At 46.3% G+C, this 18,709-nt stretch carries 15 protein-coding genes and 1 pseudogene; 12 read left to right on the top strand and 4 right to left on the bottom strand.

The annotated features are described in order from the left end of the window. Window positions 1–7: 7 nt before the first annotated feature. The 4 genes from ACYAC5_RS23830 to ACYAC5_RS23815 all read left to right on the top strand — a co-directional run bounded on the left by ACYAC5_RS23830 (window position 8) and on the right by ACYAC5_RS23815 (window position 5,074). Complete coding sequence (locus ACYAC5_RS23830) at window positions 8–1,462, top strand: integrating conjugative element protein (RefSeq protein ID WP_462063443.1); 1,455 nt, start codon at window positions 8–10, stop codon at window positions 1,460–1,462. A gap of 14 nt (window positions 1,463–1,476) precedes the next feature. Beyond that, entirely contained in the window at window positions 1,477–1,842 is a 366-nt protein-coding gene (locus tag ACYAC5_RS23825; protein WP_462063442.1) for a hypothetical protein, read from the top strand. After that, window positions 1,842–3,350 carry a conjugal transfer protein TraG N-terminal domain-containing protein gene (locus tag ACYAC5_RS23820; RefSeq protein WP_462063441.1) on the top strand — a complete coding sequence of 503 codons (1,509 nt, stop codon included), beginning with the start codon at window positions 1,842–1,844 and terminating at the stop codon, window positions 3,348–3,350. Before ACYAC5_RS23825 ends, ACYAC5_RS23820 begins: the two co-directional genes overlap by 1 nt. A gap of 1,073 nt (window positions 3,351–4,423) precedes the next feature. Beyond that, window positions 4,424–5,074, top strand: coding sequence for a hypothetical protein (locus tag ACYAC5_RS23815; RefSeq protein ID WP_462063440.1), 651 nt, complete (start codon window positions 4,424–4,426; stop codon window positions 5,072–5,074). A gap of 29 nt (window positions 5,075–5,103) precedes the next feature. Here the strand turns inward: ACYAC5_RS23815 and ACYAC5_RS23810 are convergent, their stop codons facing one another. After that, window positions 5,104–5,736 carry an RES family NAD+ phosphorylase gene (locus ACYAC5_RS23810; protein WP_462063439.1) on the bottom strand — a complete coding sequence of 211 codons (633 nt, stop codon included), beginning with the start codon at window positions 5,734–5,736 and terminating at the stop codon, window positions 5,104–5,106. 306 nt (window positions 5,737–6,042) lie between these two features. Between ACYAC5_RS23810 and ACYAC5_RS23805 the strand changes: the two genes are divergently transcribed. Beyond that, window positions 6,043–6,654 carry a DUF2913 family protein gene (locus ACYAC5_RS23805; RefSeq protein WP_462063438.1) on the top strand — a complete coding sequence of 204 codons (612 nt, stop codon included), beginning with the start codon at window positions 6,043–6,045 and terminating at the stop codon, window positions 6,652–6,654. A gap of 47 nt (window positions 6,655–6,701) precedes the next feature. On the opposite strand, the gene ACYAC5_RS23800 is transcribed toward ACYAC5_RS23805, so the two are convergent. After that, window positions 6,702–7,733 carry a tyrosine-type recombinase/integrase gene (locus ACYAC5_RS23800; protein WP_462063437.1) on the bottom strand — a complete coding sequence of 344 codons (1,032 nt, stop codon included), beginning with the start codon at window positions 7,731–7,733 and terminating at the stop codon, window positions 6,702–6,704. Window positions 7,734–8,409: 676 nt separating this feature from the next. On the opposite strand from ACYAC5_RS23800, the gene ACYAC5_RS23795 reads away from it, so the two are divergent. Then, window positions 8,410–10,407, top strand: a complete 1,998-nt coding sequence (locus tag ACYAC5_RS23795) for an ATP-binding protein (protein WP_462063436.1) — start codon at window positions 8,410–8,412, stop codon at window positions 10,405–10,407. A 162-nt stretch (window positions 10,408–10,569) separates the two neighbouring features. Here ACYAC5_RS23795 and ACYAC5_RS23790 read toward each other — a convergent pair whose 3' ends face one another. Next, complete coding sequence (locus ACYAC5_RS23790) at window positions 10,570–11,682, bottom strand: RelA/SpoT domain-containing protein (protein WP_462063435.1); 1,113 nt, start codon at window positions 11,680–11,682, stop codon at window positions 10,570–10,572. Between the two features lie 275 nt (window positions 11,683–11,957). Here ACYAC5_RS23790 and ACYAC5_RS23785 point away from each other — a divergent pair. From ACYAC5_RS23785 to ACYAC5_RS23775, 3 genes and pseudogenes are all read left to right on the top strand, one after another. Further along, window positions 11,958–12,268: pseudogene (locus ACYAC5_RS23785) on the top strand (transposase); the annotation flags it as partial. Window positions 12,269–12,862: 594 nt separating this feature from the next. Beyond that, entirely contained in the window at window positions 12,863–13,204 is a 342-nt protein-coding gene (locus tag ACYAC5_RS23780) for a DUF6911 family protein (protein WP_462063578.1), read from the top strand. Window positions 13,205–13,365: 161 nt separating this feature from the next. Beyond that, window positions 13,366–13,659, top strand: a complete 294-nt coding sequence (locus tag ACYAC5_RS23775; protein ID WP_462063434.1) for a hypothetical protein — start codon at window positions 13,366–13,368, stop codon at window positions 13,657–13,659. 294 nt (window positions 13,660–13,953) lie between these two features. Here ACYAC5_RS23775 and ACYAC5_RS23770 read toward each other — a convergent pair whose 3' ends face one another. Beyond that, window positions 13,954–14,175 carry a hypothetical protein gene (locus ACYAC5_RS23770; RefSeq protein WP_462063433.1) on the bottom strand — a complete coding sequence of 74 codons (222 nt, stop codon included), beginning with the start codon at window positions 14,173–14,175 and terminating at the stop codon, window positions 13,954–13,956. 889 nt (window positions 14,176–15,064) lie between these two features. On the opposite strand from ACYAC5_RS23770, the gene ACYAC5_RS23765 reads away from it, so the two are divergent. The 3 genes from ACYAC5_RS23765 to ACYAC5_RS23755 are packed head-to-tail and all read left to right on the top strand — an operon-like array spanning window position 15,065 to window position 18,706. Next, window positions 15,065–15,589 carry a fimbrial protein gene (locus ACYAC5_RS23765; protein WP_462063432.1) on the top strand — a complete coding sequence of 175 codons (525 nt, stop codon included), beginning with the start codon at window positions 15,065–15,067 and terminating at the stop codon, window positions 15,587–15,589. A gap of 59 nt (window positions 15,590–15,648) precedes the next feature. After that, window positions 15,649–18,033: a PefC/AfrB family outer membrane usher protein gene (pefC, locus tag ACYAC5_RS23760; RefSeq protein ID WP_462063431.1), complete on the top strand. Its 2,385-nt coding sequence runs from the start codon at window positions 15,649–15,651 to the stop codon at window positions 18,031–18,033. After that, complete coding sequence (locus ACYAC5_RS23755) at window positions 18,014–18,706, top strand: fimbrial chaperone (protein ID WP_462063430.1); 693 nt, start codon at window positions 18,014–18,016, stop codon at window positions 18,704–18,706. The genes pefC and ACYAC5_RS23755 overlap by 20 nt, the downstream gene beginning before the upstream one ends. The last annotated feature ends 3 nt before the right edge of the window (window positions 18,707–18,709 follow it).

The raw sequence follows: 18,709 nt of genomic DNA, 5'->3' as shown, positions 1-18,709 counted from the left end.
AGGCACCATGTCACCCGTTAAATTTAAATCTGCCGCGCTTGCACTGTGCATCTGCGCAGCAGTCACATCCGTACAGGCGGCCGATGATGACTCGTCCGGCGTATTCGGTATTTCACTTCCCTCTGTTAATAACAGCGCCATTGGCTATGGCAAAGACGTCAGCGGCGCGGTCTCGGATAAGCTTTATTACACGCTCGGCGGCGGCTCTGTGATCTCACAGCCGGCAACGCGCAGCAGCATGCGGAAGCTCGGCATGAACGCTGGCTGGAGCAGCGACCTGATGTGCGGCAATTTTGACCTGAAAACGACCGTAGGCAATCAGCTCAACGGGGTCACCAGCGGCTTTAAAAACCTCATGGGCGACGTGGTGCAGAACGCCACCGGTGCCGTCGCCAGTCTGCCGGCCATGATTATTCAGCGTGCCAATCCCGGCCTGTACGACATGCTCACCAACGGCGTGCTGCAGGCAAACGTCTCTTTTGATAAAGCCCAGCTCAACTGCCAGAACATGTCGAAACGCATGATGGATTTTGCTGGCAACAACAAATGGACACAGGGCGCGGTCATGGATGAATACCGTTCGCTGGTGAACAGCGGTGACGCCGATGCTGTCCGCGTGAACAATTCGGCGGACAAGCTGCAGGGTAATTCAGGACAGAACTGGATTGGCGGGCAGAAACGTGGCGGTCAGGGACAGCAGGCTATCCGGCCAACGCATGATTTAACGGCGGCTGGATTCAACATGATGAACAGCCTGCCGGTGCTCAGTACGGACTCTGTCAGCACGAACAGCTGTAACGGCGGGGCCTGCGGCAAGTATGCCAGCGCCGAAGAAGCGGCTAAAGCGGTGGTTCAGGTCGTGGGGGACAGCTCCCTGCGCACCTGCAGCGATGCCTCACAATGCACCAGTGGCGATGACGAACAGCAGCCCGGCGCGACGCAGGCGGGCACCGGTTTTGCCCCCATTCTGGAAGAGACCACCAAAGAGAACACGGAACAGCTGGTAAAACTGGTCAACGGCACCGAGCAGCCCAACGCGACAAATCTGGCAAAACTCAAAACCGGCAGCCTCCCCATTACCGCCGGCGTCATCAGGGCACTGCAGAGAGATCCTGACAACGCCGCCCTGACCGGCCGCCTTGCCGGCGAACTGGCAATGGCAGACACGGTTGAAACCGCGCTGATTATGCGCCGCATGATTGTGACCGGCATGTCTGAACCTAACGCTGCGGCACAGAACGCCGCCATCGAGGAAGGAGACCGTCGCGTAACGGCTATCGACCGCGAGATCACGGCATTACGAAATGAAATGGAGCTCAAACGCGAGCTGTCACGTAACTCTGTCCTCACCATCATCGACCGTGAAAACGGACGCGTTAACAGCAACCCTCAGACGCAGAGTGATGACAGCACCGACAGCCGCGTCAACCGTCTGGCCGTCCCTGAAAAGAAAAATAACTGATGAGGGCACTGCCGATGAAAACTGAACGCGGGGCGCAACGCCCCTCATTTTCCCGCCGCCACCCGGCTCTGTTCCGCGTGCTGTGTACCGCCGGTACTCTGCTGGTAATCCTGCTGGCCGGGCTCGTTGTCGCGGATAAAGCCGTCAAAAACCCGGTTCAGGCCGCCGCATTCCGTGAGTGGATGGATCACGCCCGCTATGGTTGGCTGTTATGGCGCCTGGCTGTGTACGGTGCGCTGGGATGGGGATTTGTGAAGATTTTCCGGGCGCCAGGCTTCGGTCCTCAATATCGTCAGCCGTTGATCCGCATTGCAGCAGTCAGCGCCATTTTTGGCTTTGTCTGTGAACTGGTGCTGTACAGCGGCACGGGAGCATCATAATGCTGACCAACAGTTATCTGGAGTATTTCCTTACGCTGCTCGGCTGGGTTGTTAACAACGGGCTATGGAACATTCTAATTACCACCGGACTGTTTGCCGTACCCGTAGCTTTCCGTCTTATCGGCATCTGGCTTAAGGTACGTGAAGAAGGTGAAGATGAGGGGAACAAGGGGGCGCTGTCTATACCCCGCATGGAGCATGCGATTTACACCTCTTTTCTGGTCATGATTGCCTGCTGTATGCCGCTGATGAATGTGGACATGAGTACCATCAAATATGACACGTCGCGCGCGCAAACCTGCGGTATATGGACGTCCAAAGCACCGGATGACACCGGGTATTCCCCGGTCATATCCAGTATTAACGATCAGACAGCGGCCGCGCCGGTATGGTGGTATCTGGTTCACAAGCTGGCAAAAGGGATCACGCAGGCTTCCGTTGCCACTATCCCTTGCCGGCCGGACATGCGTCAGCTCCGGTTTGAGGTTCAACATACGCGAATTAACAATAAAGCCCTCGCAGAAGAGCTGCAGGACTTTACCAACGACTGTTATTCGCTCGCGCTGTATATGTGGAAACGTCAGGATCAGGGGCAGACGAAAGACAAAGCCACGCTGCGGGATATTGAATGGATCGGCAGTAAAACCTTCCTCAGCAATTATTACGGCAGCCTGCAGTCGAAAACCCCCCGTGAAGATTTCCCCTGGAGTGAAAACCGTGACAGTGGAAGACCGGATACGGGCCGGGGTGGCTATCCTACCTGCAGTGAATGGTGGAGCAAGTCGGATACCGGACTGCAGGCACGCGTCGTCGATCAGGCTGACCCGGGATTATGGACTCGTCTGTCAGCTGCCATGACCATGATCGGCGGCAATACGGCTGACTACAAAGAAGCAATTATCCGTCGTCTGGTCAGCCCGGAGAGTCTGACCGTGTCGCAGGGTGGACACGTTTACGCCGGCTATGGTGGCAATGCTGATTTCACGCTGGATAACTCTGTTTCGCGCGTAGCGGCGATCGGCGGCGCCGCACTGGGCAGTCTGGCTGCATTTCCGGCCTTCGACGCCATGCGTCAGGCGCTGCCAATGGTCCAGGCCGTGCTGCTGATGGCGATCGTGGTGATTCTGCCGCTGATTCTGGCTTTTTCCGCCTATGAGATTAAGACCGTCATAACGCTGACGTTTGTGCTGTTTGCGCTGAACTTCCTGACATTCTGGTGGGAGCTGGCCCGCTGGCTCGACAGCTGGCTGCTGACCGCGCTTTACAGCTCTGACACACACAGCAGCTTCAACATGGCCGGATTCCAGAACAGTTCGGATGACCTGATCATGAACTTTGTGATGGGCGCGATGTTTCTAATATTGCCGGCAGTGTGGATGGGGGCGCTTTCGTGGGCAGGCATCAGAATAGGCGGAACCCTGGATGGTGCATTTAAAAGTGGTACATCACAGGTGCAAAAGAGTGGGGGAGAAGCAGTAGAAAAGGCGAAAAGTGCTGTGAAGATTTAAGTAAACCGACGATTAGCTCCATTTGGTTAATCGTCGTCTTCATCCTTATCTAATCTTGCCGATGTCACAGTGATATCATCGGGTCCACTATAAAAACCATCCCCATCATTTCCACTTCTGAACTGGCCACCTGTTGAAGTGGAGTTGTTGGATGATGCTGTTCTCATATATTCTGGAGCATTTAATTGAATGTAACGGACCATATACACGAACGCAGCAGCTGCAATAATCACGGCACCCACTGCAAACCCAGCGATTAGAACTATGGCTAGGAGTAGCAGCGAAGAGAGGGGAACTAATTATTTACCGATCGCTACAGGAATCCCTTTACTCTCTGCCCATGCAGTAAAGCGAGAATCGGCATCACTATAGACGCTTGTCAGACGCTTCCAGACCGAAGCCGCTTTGATTCCGTGGTTGTATGCTGATGAGCTCATATAAACCTCAATCATTATTCATTTAAAGACCATACTAAATGTTCAGAAGAAATGCACATTAAGCCAAATCAAGCACACCATTAGTTACAGCATACATCATCCTCTCACTAAGGATAGTAGCGAACCTCACCACCCAGCCCCTCCATACGTACCTTCACTGCGGCCATTGACATCTGAACTTCACATCATCAAAAACGAGCCCATTTCCCCGCACGAGCCCCGATTTTCACCTGGAAAAGCCGCCGCCCGGCCCGGAGGGCCGGAACTGCAGTGGCTGTGGTAATGGGTGTTGTAACTATTAAGTTCTTTATTGCTGTTGATTTTAGCTGCGGGTTCTTTCTTTCGTCTGCGACCATCTGGCTTCAGTGCGCCTGGAAGTCTGCAGCTTAAACGGCGGTCGGGCAGGAGGAGGTTTAACAACGCATTGTATGACAACCAGGCGGGCAATTGACTGCTTTACCGCATGCAGATTTGGTTACAGATAACACGGCTTACGATGTTTTTAAGGCGTATTTCGACACCATCAGGACAGCAACAAAGCGAAAAAAGTGCAAAAGTTGCACTTTTTAAAGATTTTGTTTAAAATGAAATCCATAAATCTTAAATATCAGATTTAAAGAAACACGGGAGCATACGATGAAAACTGAGACATTTAGAAGAAACGCCCCGGCAGAAAAAGATCTCTTACAGATGCGCCTCAATAACATTCAGCGAGACGTGCTGTTTTACCTGAATCAGCTGCCGGCGTCAGAGCAGCAGGTCATGCTAACCCTGTCAGACGGTGAGTTCTGGGCACAGGCTCAGCAGAAGGCTCACCTTCAGGAAATAATTAACCGCCCTTCTCCTGTAAAGACAGAGCAGGAAGAGTACGCAGAAAACCGTGAAGCGTTTATGGAACATCTGCAGACCTTCGGCGGGGTTCATAAAACAAGAATGGTCGAGAGACTGACCACTTTAAGCACCCCTACCATCATTAAGTATGGCGAAAACAATAAGCTCATCGTGCTGAACTGGGGAGCCGAAAATCTGTACCCGGCCTTCCAGTTCACGACAAACGAAGATCTTAGTGAGAAAGGTGTGCTAAGAGGGATATCTGAACTGCTTAGCCTGATGCGCTATAAGGTCAGCGCGGTGCGTAAGTGTAACTTCTTTACTCGTGAAGTTGAGCTGCCGCAAACCGGGGAAGTGGTGTCTGTGCTGGAGGTGTTACAGCGTGGCGCGACTGAACAGGAAATGGATTATTTCCGCGTTCTGGCTGAAAATTTTGGGACTCAAAATGCTGTATAAAAAATGGGCCATTGGGCCCATTTTTGTCATCAGACAACAAGGATGTTGAGCTGAGATTTGAGGATTGTCTTTGCCGTGATACCACGATACTCATACTCACCCAGCGAAGTAACTGAAACGGTTTCCACCATTCCATTCCCGTCTGTTTGATCTGACCAAAGAACCACACAAGGTTTCCCCGTATGGCGCGACAGGTACTCCAACCCGTCAGCGTGTTTTGAAAGTTCTTTCGCCAGTTCCTGCGTAAACGGATAAACAGACTTCGGTCCCATCAGATCACCTACGGCAATCCTTAAATGGGGGGCCAGTGAGGTCTCCTCAAAAACCCGAAGCTGACGTGATGTTTTAATTTCCGCCATACAGTGCGTAGTTAAATCTGATTGCCCAATGAATTTTTCCGTCTGGAAAACTTCTTTGCAAGCGGTATGCGGGGAGTCAGCAATGTACATGACTCCTTTAGCATGATCAGGTAACGAAAAACGGTTAGTGGTGTTGTCTGCGAACCAGACACCATTACCGTCAAAACTTTCAGCCTGTAACTTGTAATAGTCAGAGTTAGCCTCGATAACTTTCGTTACCTGCAGTTCACCCATTTTCTCTGCAGCCACAAGTTTATTTATTAATTCATTCAGGTTTCCCTCGAATTCGATGACAGTTGCCATTATTACCCCACTTATATGTAATCTTCTGATTCAGCATAAGATTCTCTCTTTCTGCTAGCATGTTTAAGTGATCAAGTGCTTGCCCATGACCACGTTTTGGCATTCAACATTTTTGCTGAAATGCTTTAGCGATAATAACGTAACTGGCGAATTTTCATAGAGAAAATTGGGCGTAACTCACCTGTGTACTCATTACAACTTGGTGTGATAATTAAGGACAAACCGATGCTTACGTCTGGACCTTTCAACACGTAAAACTTAAGATGCCCGTAATTAGTCATGAATTATTCTTATTAGTGAAATTAAATGGATGCCCCAAATCTTTACGTAGGTCACCTTGCCTGGTGCGGACTTACAGCACTTTATCTCGCGCGCCAGTCAGGCAGTGTTAGTTCCCCCGCGCAGGAAAATCTCTTTTTGTGCAGATGGCTGGCTACAGCTGAAAAAAAGCGCCTGTTTTGCCGGGAACTGGCCAGTGATATCAGCTGGCTCTTGAGGGAAGTAAGGGAAAAAGGGTTAGGGGCTGACCTGCCCGGTAAGCTTGAATATCTCTGGCGGGCCAGTAATGGCAACCTGTTACTGCAAAATGACCTGTATCGACTTCAGCATGTCATGCATGCCATTTCTTTAACCGGTATAAGTTATGGTGTACTGAGCGAAGCCGAGTGGGAAGGGCGCCGCGCAGTAAAACTGAGTCCGAAGGTACCGGGAGTATTTCTGAGAAGAAGCGATCTGGACAATGGTTTTGATGCTAATGGATGTCAGGTGAAGCCACTTGCCGTGCGAATTACTGCAGACATCTCGGCTGTTGAAGCGTTGCTCTCACGTGCAGGATGGAAACAAGATCCCTGTCTGGAAACCCCTTTGCTACATTACCTGTCCGCTCTCAACCAGGAAGAGAGAGAGGCTGGTCTTTAAAGATTGGGTATGAACCTGCTCAGCGGTAATGTTCAGAGCCAATTAGATCAACCATCATCACTTTCCATTAGGCTAACCATAGCACCGCGGTGAGCTTCAACCATACGAATGTACCGCATCACCGTCTGGGTTTGGGTCCAGGTCCCCTCCTGCATAATCTGCGCGATAGATATGCCTTTTCTGGCCATGTCCTGCGCAGCACCCACGCGCGCACTGTGGCCACTCCAGCTGGAATAGCGTCCCTTGTTGGTTTTGAGGGTAGTTTTCGTACCCGACTGATGCCTTGCGCGGCGCCAGATATCTTCCAGGCAGGGCGCACTCATAGGTACGTCCGTGACTGACGTAATTTTGTTAGACCGGTGAACGGGGCAGAACAGTACGGCATCGGGGTGCTCTGCCAGGCCTGAAGCGTGTATCCACTCCAGCAACCGCTCAGACGATCGCGCGCTGAGCGCCTTAACAATGCCACCCGAGTGGAGAATTGTTTTCGTCCAGCCGACGTCGATGATGATGCGTCCATCTGCCGCGCGTGAGATGTCGCGAACCCGCAGGCGGGATAACTCACTCATGCGCAGCAACGTGCCGTAGGCCACGTGCATAAAAGCAAGGTCACGCAGGTGCTGAAGCCGGGTTGAATTATTCCAGGCCGCATCCAGACGGTTCAGGTCCGGCCGACAGAAGGGTACCGCCTGGCCGGTTCTCTCACCCGAGACAACCGCCGTGCGGTTTATCTTCTTCCTGGCGCGCATGACGTCGGGAGAGACTGTAGGAGGGATCAGCCCGACGTTACGGTGTAACATAGCGATAAGCGCGGCGTGCACCGATATGGTTGATGTTGCCCGGCCAATCGCCTGCAGATGGAAAAGATAGTCTTGCATGTCATCCGGAGACATGGGCAGGAACGACCGTTGGTTCTCCTGCGACCAGCGCCAGCAGATCCGCATCACACTCATCAGCTGCCGCCAGGTGTTCTGCGAAAACGCCTCCCGGTGGCGGACGAACGCGGCCAGCTTCGCAGTGAGGTCGTCACCGGCGCTACCGCCGAGGGCAACACTGGTAAAACCGGAGATATCATTCATTTCAGCTCGGTCCTCACTCATTATTTAAGCAGCGGCAGTGCTACGTAAATTCTGAAGAAAGAGCAGGGCAGATGCCCGTCAGATTTTACGTAGCGCTGCCGGACTTTTAACCACCTGCTCTCAGGTCCCCGATCAGCAGAACGGCGTCTAGGTCTCGCCGTTGCATATAAATGGACGGAAAAGATCAGGATCCGGCCCGGATCCGCATGATACAGGGGTTTTACGTGTTTGTCTGGCCTCATATAACGGTAATTATATAAGGTTAGAATTTTGATAAACGTTCGGTCGCTAGGTGGTGAGAGAGTCTTAAGGCTCATATAGCTCCCATTACGTTAAGTCAGGATGCATAATGATTCAATATTGGGCGGCTACTTACGAGGGGGACTTGCTGATAAATCGTAATTATATGAAGGCTCAAAACTGGTTGTTCATAGTCTAAATGAGTATTCATTAATAAAAGACTAAAAAACGCTCGATTTTTAGGTGGCTTACTTAATTATTCACATTACAAAACATTTAAAAAGCATCCTCAAAAAGTAGATGACTTGTGGATACATTAATGATAGATATAATATCATATGAGGTAATTACATGAAGAGATAATCATTAAATTATAACCTCTTAGAAAAAGAGTACTTAAAAGTCGTATACCATAATGCTTTTAAAAGGATTTATCATGGATTTAATTAGACCTGGCATGCATAGTAGTTTCAGAATTGATCATTTTAATGAGCAAGAGAAGAAAATTATTGATGTATTGTCGAAGGAGTTTTATCTCACCAATGGTGGAGAAACGATACGTCTAAGTGAAAATAGCATCTACAGATACATATTAATAAGACCGACAAATGTATACCAAGACATGTTTAATCTTAATAGGGAAATTGTTGTTCTATTTAGTCCGTACGAAAAATTTCAATCTCGCACATTAGATGCTTTCTCAATTATATATCAAAGAACTTCCTCCTTAAGAGTTGATAAAACATGTAACATTCTTATTAGCATGGATAGGAATATTGAAAGCAATCTTTTAGAAATTGTTAAATCAGAGCCAGAAGCCCCAACTATAATTCCTTTCAGATATAGCGAAGTTATTCATAACCCTTCGGATTCTTATTTTTTTAGAAATAGGTTTCAGGAAAATCTATATAATAGAGATCTGTTTTCTTTCGAAGCACCACTCAAAAAAGATATATTCTTCTTTGGTCGGAGCGATATAATACTGTCCATTGTTAGCAAGTTGAAAGATGGTAATAACGCTGGACTCTTTGGGCTCAGAAAGACAGGTAAAACTTCGCTTATAAACGCGATTGAAAGAAACCTAAAAAGTAGCGATGAAGTAGTAACAGTAATAGACTGCCAAGACCCATCTTTTAACAAAAGGAGATGGAACGAATCTCTACATTATATTTGTGCGCGTATTGTCGAAAGCAACAATTTATCTATAGCAATTCCCAATGAAAGTGATTTTGATGAAAAAAATGCTTCTCTGGTTTTTGATTCCTTTTTAAAAAAAATAAACGACCAAAAAAACAAAAGAATCTATATTATTTTTGATGAAATTGAAAATATTTCTATCAACACTTCACCTTCAGAAAACTGGAAGAGTGGCATGGATTTTGTTTATTTTTGGCAATCGTTAAGAACGATCTTCCAAAAGAAAGATAGTTGTCTAGCTTATATGATCGTTGGAACTAACCCATCTTGCATTGAGGTACCTAGAATCAATGGAACGGATAATCCTATTTTTAACCATTTAACCCCCCAGTATATTCCGGGCTTTGACTTAAAATCAACAAGGGAAATGATAAGGAAACTTGGAAAAAGAATGGGGATAAATTTTGATGAAAGTATTTATTCAAATATTAATGACGACTTCGGAGGACATCCATTTTTAATAAGAAAAATTTGTAGCATTGTATCTAGTAATGCAATGAAACAAAGGAAGCCTGTAACCATTGGAAAAGTATCATATCGAGAATCAAAAGTATCATTTAAAGAAAAGAATTCTGCTTATCTAGACATGATTTTAGGAGTTTTGAGAGAACAGTATCCTGATGAATATCAACTACTCCAGTTGCTTGCAAATGGTGATGATACAGAATTCAAAGCAAATGTATCAAAAAACTACAGTTCAATGACCCATTTAATTGGGTATGGGATTTTAGGAAAAGACAATGGATCCTATTATTTCCTAATTGATTCAATGCGAGATTATCTACTCGAAGTAAATAAATATCAAAAGAAAGAAACTTCATTAGAACAAAGATGGGCTGAAATTTCTGAGAGAAGAAATCATGCTGAGAGAGAGCTAAGAAAAATTATAAAGCGTACTCTCACTACAATTTTAGGTGAAGAGCAGTCGAAAGCTTTAGTTTTAGATATTCTTGGCGGCGCTAGAAAAAATGAATATAGTAACCGGGATTTAGGCGACTTATTCAACCCAAACAAATCAAATATTTTCTTCGAAGATTTGAGAAAAATAGTATCCAAACACTGGGAATATTTCAAAAATGTCTTCTCTAACAGTAAGCAATCTACATTTGAATCATTAGGATTTATAAATGAATATAGAGCAGAGGCACATGCAAAAGAAATTGCAAGTGATGAATTCCTTTTATTCAGAATCTCAATGACTAAAATTGAACTAGATATTGAAAGATATAATAATTAAGATCAATTTTAACATTAACCCCCCTTGTAACCAAAGGGGGGTTAATACGTTAGTGCGAAACGCCGACAAGGCTTCAAAGCCACGCTAAATAGTCTATTTAAGCAAATGTATCAAGAGTTGCGGTCTAAAAAAACATAAAATATCATTATCAGATCTCAAGCATCACAATTTAATATGCTTTAAAATAAACTTACGAAACTCATTAGTTGACCCCAGATAGTTAGGATAAGCTTTTTTTAAAGACTTTACACTATCGGTTGCTAATAGAACGGCAATAGGTACTTCAGGATTTGCATCATCTCGCTTCAATGCTTCTAGTGCCTCATCAGCTTGATTCAACCGATATGCAGCTACTGATACTGAAAACTTAACTTGACCATCATCAAGATCGTCTTTTATTCTTCTCATGGTTACAAGATAATGACCTTTAAGGTTTTTAGGAATTTTGCTTTTTATTTCGTTATCACTGGTTACTGATAATGAAAATGCGTAACTTCCAAGCTTTTTCAAAGCAGAAAGTTCTTTTTCTAGTGTTCGTAACTCTTCCCTGAACTTCAAGACTTGCTCATTTGGCAGAAGACATGCTTTTTCAGCATGAGCCACAAGGCAACCAGAAATGTAGAAGAAACGTCGCCACGATTCATGACCATCACTAGATGTTTTTAATTTAATATTCTCCAGAGTATCAATTATCTCTAAGCTAGTTGCCCAAGCATGTTGTAACTGAGTACGCAACTGAACTTCAATTTTTGTTTTTTTCCATGGGTATTTGTCTTCAGATGTATCGAAGCAACTATATATTAAATGAATCCCACCATATCCACTTGCTTTAGGAGTAAGATAGCTCGTTTCCTTGATAATACAATGAACGGAGCGACTCTTTAACAGCCGATCCCTTAAGGCTTTTAATTGGTCAAGATTTTTTACTATAGCCCTACACCCGCCAATATCTTGCATACGCGTCATTTTTATAGAGTTATTCGACGCACCACCATCTAATGATGGTCTCTCAAGCTTATCAATAATAGTGGGGAGTCTTTTTAACCGCCTAGCAACTATTACTTTTTTATCGACTTTAGCTGCAGTTCTAGCTAAATGATTTTTCATTAGCATTAATGGGTATAAATGTAGCTCTCGAAAATTTTGAATCATGGCTATAGCTTCTAAGCGTTCATCGCCTTCTGAGCCATGACGTATATTTTGAGCAGCTTTGTCTATTTGTGACTTAGAGTATTTTAGCTGGCACTTCTGGCTTTCATAGACTTCGTTACCCATATCTTATATTCCTTTATATATATTTGATTAAGAATTTTCCTAGTTACATTTAAACCCTATCTTAAAAGATAAATCAACATTTTTTCTTTGCTCCTGTATTAGCACCCCGGTTAGACAGAACACTTGACGAGTAAGACATAGCCATCGAACTATGGCGAAGAAGTGTTCTGTGGAAAGAATCGAAGTGATGCGCCGTCGTTATACTGACCTGCTCCCCGTTGATTAATACACCGCGATGTTAGTAATGTCTTCATAAGCCACATGAGGACATCCCCATGAAGAATCGTTTTTCCGACGAACAGATCATCAGTATTCTTCGCGAAGCGGAAGCCGGAGTTTCTGCCCGTGAGCTCTGCCGCAAGCACGCCATTTCCGACGCCATCTTTTACACCTGGCGCAAGAAGTTTGGTGGCATGGAAGTTCCTGAGGTGAAGCGGCTTAAATCTCTTGAAGAGGAGAACGCCCGCCTCAAGAAGCTGCTTGCCGAAGCCATGCTGGATAAGGAGGCACTTCAGGTGGCTCTGGGGCGAAAGTACTGACGTCAGACCAGAAGCGGGAAGCTGTTGAGTTTATGCGTGATGCGACCGTAGTCACATAGAGTGTTTGCTGACAATGATCAAAATTGCTTTGTTAAGTGCATATCAAGTTGATAGCAGCCATTAAAGAACGTACGGATAACGAATGTATTGAAGCGTTTCAATATCTGCTTGAGCATGATGGTATTTACAAGGTGAGTCTAGCTGCCCGGCTGGCATTGGGCGAGAAAGGCGTTTAGTGCGGCGAACCGGTTACATGTCCAGCATACGCCATTGTTCTGGAAAAGGGCATCAGCCAGTTAAAACGCTTAGGGGTGTGGTTGGTAGTTATCATCAAAGGGTTTAAATGACGACATTTGGACAGGGCAAGTCTGTGGAGAGCAGGTGACATTTAAGTGCATATTTTGGTGCGCATCAGAAATTTAATTTAACATAATAAGTATGTTTGGTATTGTCTGCTTTATCTCATTGCCATCTGGATTCCTAATCATGATTCTGCTTATTCATTCATGAAGCGTTGTTCGAGCGATGCTTCCAGCTTGAGCATTGCATCCTCTGCATGCTGCATATGCTTGCGCATGATGTTTTCAACTTGTGCGGAGTCTTTGCGGCGCATTGCGTCGATTAGCCTGTATTGAAAATCTATACCGGTTGATTGGATTAAAGTTGAAGAATTTCTAAGCAAAATAAAGGGCGATTCAGGTGGTGTTAGGCTCCGAATCATACCTGAACCCGATATTGGTCCAATGTATTTAGATGTCTCTACAGATGATGGACTCTATCTCTTGACGCTACTAGAGTGCTCAGAATCTGGCTTGATAGTGCGTTCCTACTTGGATAAATCAAAATCTGGTAAGGAAAAAAAAATACAGATTTATGGAGATTACTGGCCTGAAAAGCAGCTAACAAATGATTTTGATTTGGTCGTTAAGATATTTAAAGAGTTTTTTGATACTGCTAATGTGTCGACGAATCTTCTTGGCTGAGATCAGAAGATCCGTCGACAAATACACAAAAGCATAACAATCTGATGCACATGACATTTAGGTGGCGTTATCGCTGAACTTAGCGGAGGCAGTGCGGCCGCCGGCGCAACGGGGGCCATCACAGGAGAGCTGACCGTCGCCCGGATATAGCTTGACTAATAATGTTGGTATTGAAATTGCCGGAACATTTTCTAACGATGGATTTGATCATGGTGCGTTTGGGGCAGAAGTGCGAACAGGTGAGTCGTGAGTGGAGAGTTCATGTATTTAGGGCAGAACAATACAGCATCGGGTACGCCAGCCAGACCGGCCGAGTTAATCCACCCCATCAGCCGCTGGAAAAAGTGGGCGCTAAGCGTCTTAACGATACCGCCCGATTGCAGGATCGTTTTGGCCCAGCCGACGTCAAGGATGATGCGCCCGTCGGCCGCGCGTTAGATATCCCTCAGCTGTGATATCTAACTCATACGCAGCAACGTGCCGTATGCCACGTGTATGAAGGCTAGGTAAGGCAAGTGCTGGAGCCTGTGCGATTTGTTCCATGCCGCATCCAAGCGGTTAAGATCCGGCCGGCAGAAGGGTACCGCCTGACCGGTGCGCTCACCCGAGATGACGGCCGTTCGGTTAATCTTCTTTCTGGCGAGGACAACTTCGGGTGAGGCCGTAAGAGAGACCAACCCTGCGTTACGGTGTAACATATCTATAAACGTTGTGTGCACCGTTATGGTTGAAGTAGCCCTTTCAATGGCCTATAAGTGAAAAAGGTAGTCCTGCAAATCCACCGGAGACATGGGGAGAAACAACCGCCTGTTTTCCTGCGACCAGCGCCAGCAGATCTGCATCACGCTCAACAGCTGCCGCCACGTGTTGGGCGAAAAGGCCTCGCGGTGACGTACGAACACAGCCAGCTTCTCGGTGATATCGTCGTCGGCGGACGCTGAGGGCCACGCCGCTAAAACCGGAGAGTTCATTCATTTTTGCTCAATTTTCACCCGTGTATCTGGCAGCAGCGCTACGTGAATTCTGGAGAAAAAACAGGGAAGATACCCGCCAGATTTTACGTAGCGCTGCCGGAGTTTTAACCACCTGCGGTCGGTCCCACGATCGGCCAGGCCAGCGTTCATGTTCGCCGTTACGTATAAATGCCCATAAGGTCAGGATCCGCCCCTGACCCTGATGGTATCGCGTTTCAGTGCAAATGTCTGACCTTATATAATTAATTATACAAGGTTAGGAAATGATTGATAGCGTACTGATCTGGATGTAAAAATGAAGTTAGTATAGGCAAGTCTTAAACACTCTAGATGCATCAATGATTTTTTTCGTACGTGACAAATTATATGAAGAAGTGATTAGTTATTAGATTTAAAAAAGTTTTTACCGTATTTGCAAGCAAGAATATCCTGATTAACTAAATTTACTATGCAAAAATTGTCTTTAACACCCAAATTATCAAGATAATTGACGCCACCTGCCATGATAAGCATCATACTTTTACCTGATAAATTTCAGACTAGAATATTCTTACTTTTTAAATAACATTCTCTAAAAAAAGGGAACTTATCTGCTTTTATTGTTAAAAATTCGTCGTTAAAATTTATCGATCAAAAGCAATTCAAAATACATGATTTAATTGTCACTTTATTATGATAAAAATATAGTTTTAGTTAATGATAAATTATTCACTTACATAATGGTTTTATATCATTGTCAGTTTCTCTTCGTCATATATTATAGCCGCATCCAGAAAAATATGCACCTACGTGGGATATTACAATTAAGTAATAACGCCAGCATAAATCAAGGATGCACACCATCGTGCTTAAAATTTGAATTTAACTAATCACAGAGACTTTAAAGATGTTTAAGAAAAAAATTGCGTTTATTCCATTATTTGTTGCAGTAGCTTTTGCACAGCAGGCGTCAGCGAATTCAGGTGACATCCAGTTTGTCGGCAGCGTCTCAACTCAGACTTGCGACATTAAACCGGTTGTCGGTGGCACAACTAAAAATGATATTGACCTCGGAACTATCGAATATACTTCAGCTTCTTTGAAAGCAGACAATAACGGAAAAGTAGTCTCATTCAGCTTAGTTCCGGCAACTGGATGCACTAACACTAACGGCGCAGATGTTAGCTGGGTAGGATCAAGCTTTAATAATACGGGCCTGAGTAACGTTCAGGGAACGGCCGAAGGAATCTCCGTTAAGTTGTCGACAAATGATGCCGCTCCTCAGGACATCAACATCAATCACCAGACCGCAAGTTTTGCCAAAGACGTAAATGAATTTAAATTCAACGCGCAGATGGTTGCTGACAAAAGTGCTGACGTTAAACCCGGTTCTGTTATTGCACATGCCAGCTATACAGTAGCTTATAAATAAATCTTCAATGAGCGCCTTCCCGGACAGCCTGCTATATCCGGGAAGAGCGTTACAAAAATATGAAAAAAAACATAAAAAAATTCCTGGTCCTTACGGGCGGGTGTTTATTGATTATTCAAAGCCAGGCCAGTGAATTAAATCTTGACTTTATTCAAGGTGATGCACGGAAAAACATCCCTGACATCTATTTGTCTGGCATGAAAAATATGCCCGGAAAATATCTGACAGATGTGTATCTTAACGATAAGTATGTCATTAAAAGCCTGCTTGATATCCGTTTAGAGGACGCGGAAGAGCTGTGTCTGGATAAAAAATGGCTTAAGGAGAATGTACCCGCAATTAAACAGGATGAGCTGCGGGAAACGTTTGACGCCGCACGTCAGTGTTATTATCCAGCCAGATTACGCAACGGCGCTGCTTCTTTCGACCCAGGCACACAACGACTGGAATTACGCATTCCTCAAAAAGCAATAAACGATCCGGCCTCCGTTGTTGAGTGGGATTATGGCGTGCCGGGAATGCGGCTAGGATATTCGGCTAATATCAGTAAAAATTTTCGTAACGAAGAAACGCTCTGGGGTAAAGCAGACCTGAATGCCAATCTCGGCAGGTGGGTATTTTCAATGGAGGGTAGTGCTTTAAACCACCAAGGAAGCGACATTCAGAACGCGCTACTTACCACTGCGCTGCCCGAAATTCACGGAAAGTTTGCGCTGGGTAAGGGTCAGACGGGCGGTAGTCTGGTCCCGGGCTTCCGTTTTTATGGCGCATCGCTTTACTCTGATCGGTCCATGCTTGGTTGGCAATCACGCGGCTATGCTCCAGTTATCGCTGGAGTGGCAAATACCTCAGCCCGCATCACGGTTACGCAGGGAGGATATACCCTGCTTTCAGAAGTGGTTTCGCCTGGGGAATACCGCTTTAACAATCTGGTGCCGGTGGGCAGTGGAGACATTACAGTAGTCGTTGAAGAGGAAAATGGTGAAAAGCGCGTAACCACATATCCGGTGACCACTCTGCCGACATTACTGCGAGCGGGTGACATTAACTACACCTTATCTGCAGGCTCCCAACAGGAGGCTGGCCGTGTAGCGCCTGCCGATAATCCCTTTGCGCTGGCGAATGTCGACTACGGATTTGAACCCCTAACTTTAAGTGTGGCAGGTATCCTAAGCACACACTATCAGAGCGCTGGGGCCGGCATCACGCGCGACTGGGGAATGCCCGGTGCACTGGCTTTAAGCTTGAACAGCTCACGTAGCGAACATATGACGCAGGAAGGTGCGTCACATGGACGCGAGGGTATCAGTTTCAAAACTACATACGCTAAAGGGTTGACCGACGCCACAAGCTTGCAGCTCTCTTCATATCATTATCGCGGTAAAGGGTATGAAGACTTTGCCGACTTTGCACCGCGCACATATAGCGGATTTGACAATGAAAACCGCAGAGAGCGTTTTCAAGTCACGCTGACTCACAATCTTGATAAGGCGTTCATTAGCGCGTCTTCCTGGCTACAGACTTACAGGGGCGCACGGGCGAACGAAACGGGTGCAAACTTGGCATTAAGCACCTCGCTGAATCGCGTAACTGTAGGCACAAATTTGAGTTATCAACATAACAGTGGTTCTGGCCGACAGGATGTGGCGGGATCTCTTAATGTCAGCGTCCCTTTCAGCCTGTGGGGCAGGTCTTACAGCAGCTCTTCAGCCGCGACTTATGATGCACGTGGCAGAGCCGGGTTCAGTAGTGGTGCTTCCGGCTCGCTTAATGATCGGATGAATTACGGAGTAAGCGCCAGTACATCACCTTCAGGCGGCAGTCAGTCAGCATGGATTGGAGCACAGGCCTCCGTCGTAAACCTGAACGCTTCGCTGACTAAAAGTCGTGATAATACTGCGGTGAGCGGGTCCATCTCCGGTAGCGCAGTTGCCACCGCTGAGTCAGGTTTGCTGCTTACGCGTGAAACAAACAACACGCTTGCAGTGGTTAAAATTAAGGACATACCCGGAGTGCGCTTTAACGGCTCTCAACCCACTAACCGGCAGGGGATTACCGTCACTGGCGTCAGTCCTTATAACAGCAACAATCTGACTATTGAGTCGCAGGCGCTACCGGATTCAATTGATTTACTGAACTCAGTGAATAGCTTTACGCCAACTGAAAATGCCATTGTGTTTCGAGAATTCGGTTATGTCAGTGCTAGACGTTACATCCTTAAGGTCACGGATCGCATGGGGGTACCGCTTACAGAAGGGAGCCAGGCTGACACAGCACAGGGACAATACGCCGGATTCGTTTCCAGGGGCGGGCTGTTGTTAGTAAACGCACTGGAAGATCAGACATCTCTGTCGGTCAGCTCGCGTCAGGGCGAACAGTGTCAGATTAATATGCAAGGTATTCAAGCCAACGATAATCAGATTCATGAGGTTAAATGTGAATAAAAAAACTCTTTTACAGGCGCTGGTACTCACTATTGCCAGCCTGACAAGTGTGTATGCCAGTGCCGCATTCACACTCAATGCAACCCGTTATATTTATCAGGAGGGTCAGCGAAACATCGCTGTTCAGGTCACAAACAATAGCGGTGATCTTTACGGTGGACAGGTATGGATTGATAATTCAGCCGCAGAGGATCAAGGGGTGTACTTCACCCCAGCCCCTGCATTTTTCAAAGCCGGGGCCGGACAAAAGCAGCTGATTCGCATACTTAAAATCAGCCCCTCTTTACCGATAGAAAAGGAGTCTCTTTTCTGGCTGAACGTTCAGGAGATCCCGCCGAAAGGTAACAGCGAAGGAAATAGTCTGGCAATCGCTCTAAATACACGGGTAAAAATGATTTACCGTCCTCAGGCCATTGCGGCAGGGAGGGAAAAAGCGGAAAGCCTGTTGGTGAGAGATGGTCAAACACTAAAAAATCCAACGCCTTATTACTTCGCTATCACCGGTGTTAAAGTCAATGGCAAGATGCTGCAGTTAAAAAAATCCGTTATCAGTCAATTGGGCATGATGGCTCCGTTTAGCGAAGTGAATATGGGAAAAATCCCGGAAGGGAAAACGGAGGTTGAAGTTCTGGACGATTATGGTGCTACCCGGAAGTATATTATTAAGGAATGATTT

Source organism: Pantoea sp. y20, from assembly GCF_054903455.1.
Note: the sequence above shows the minus strand (reverse complement) of the source record. Positions and strands in the feature narration are given on the sequence as shown.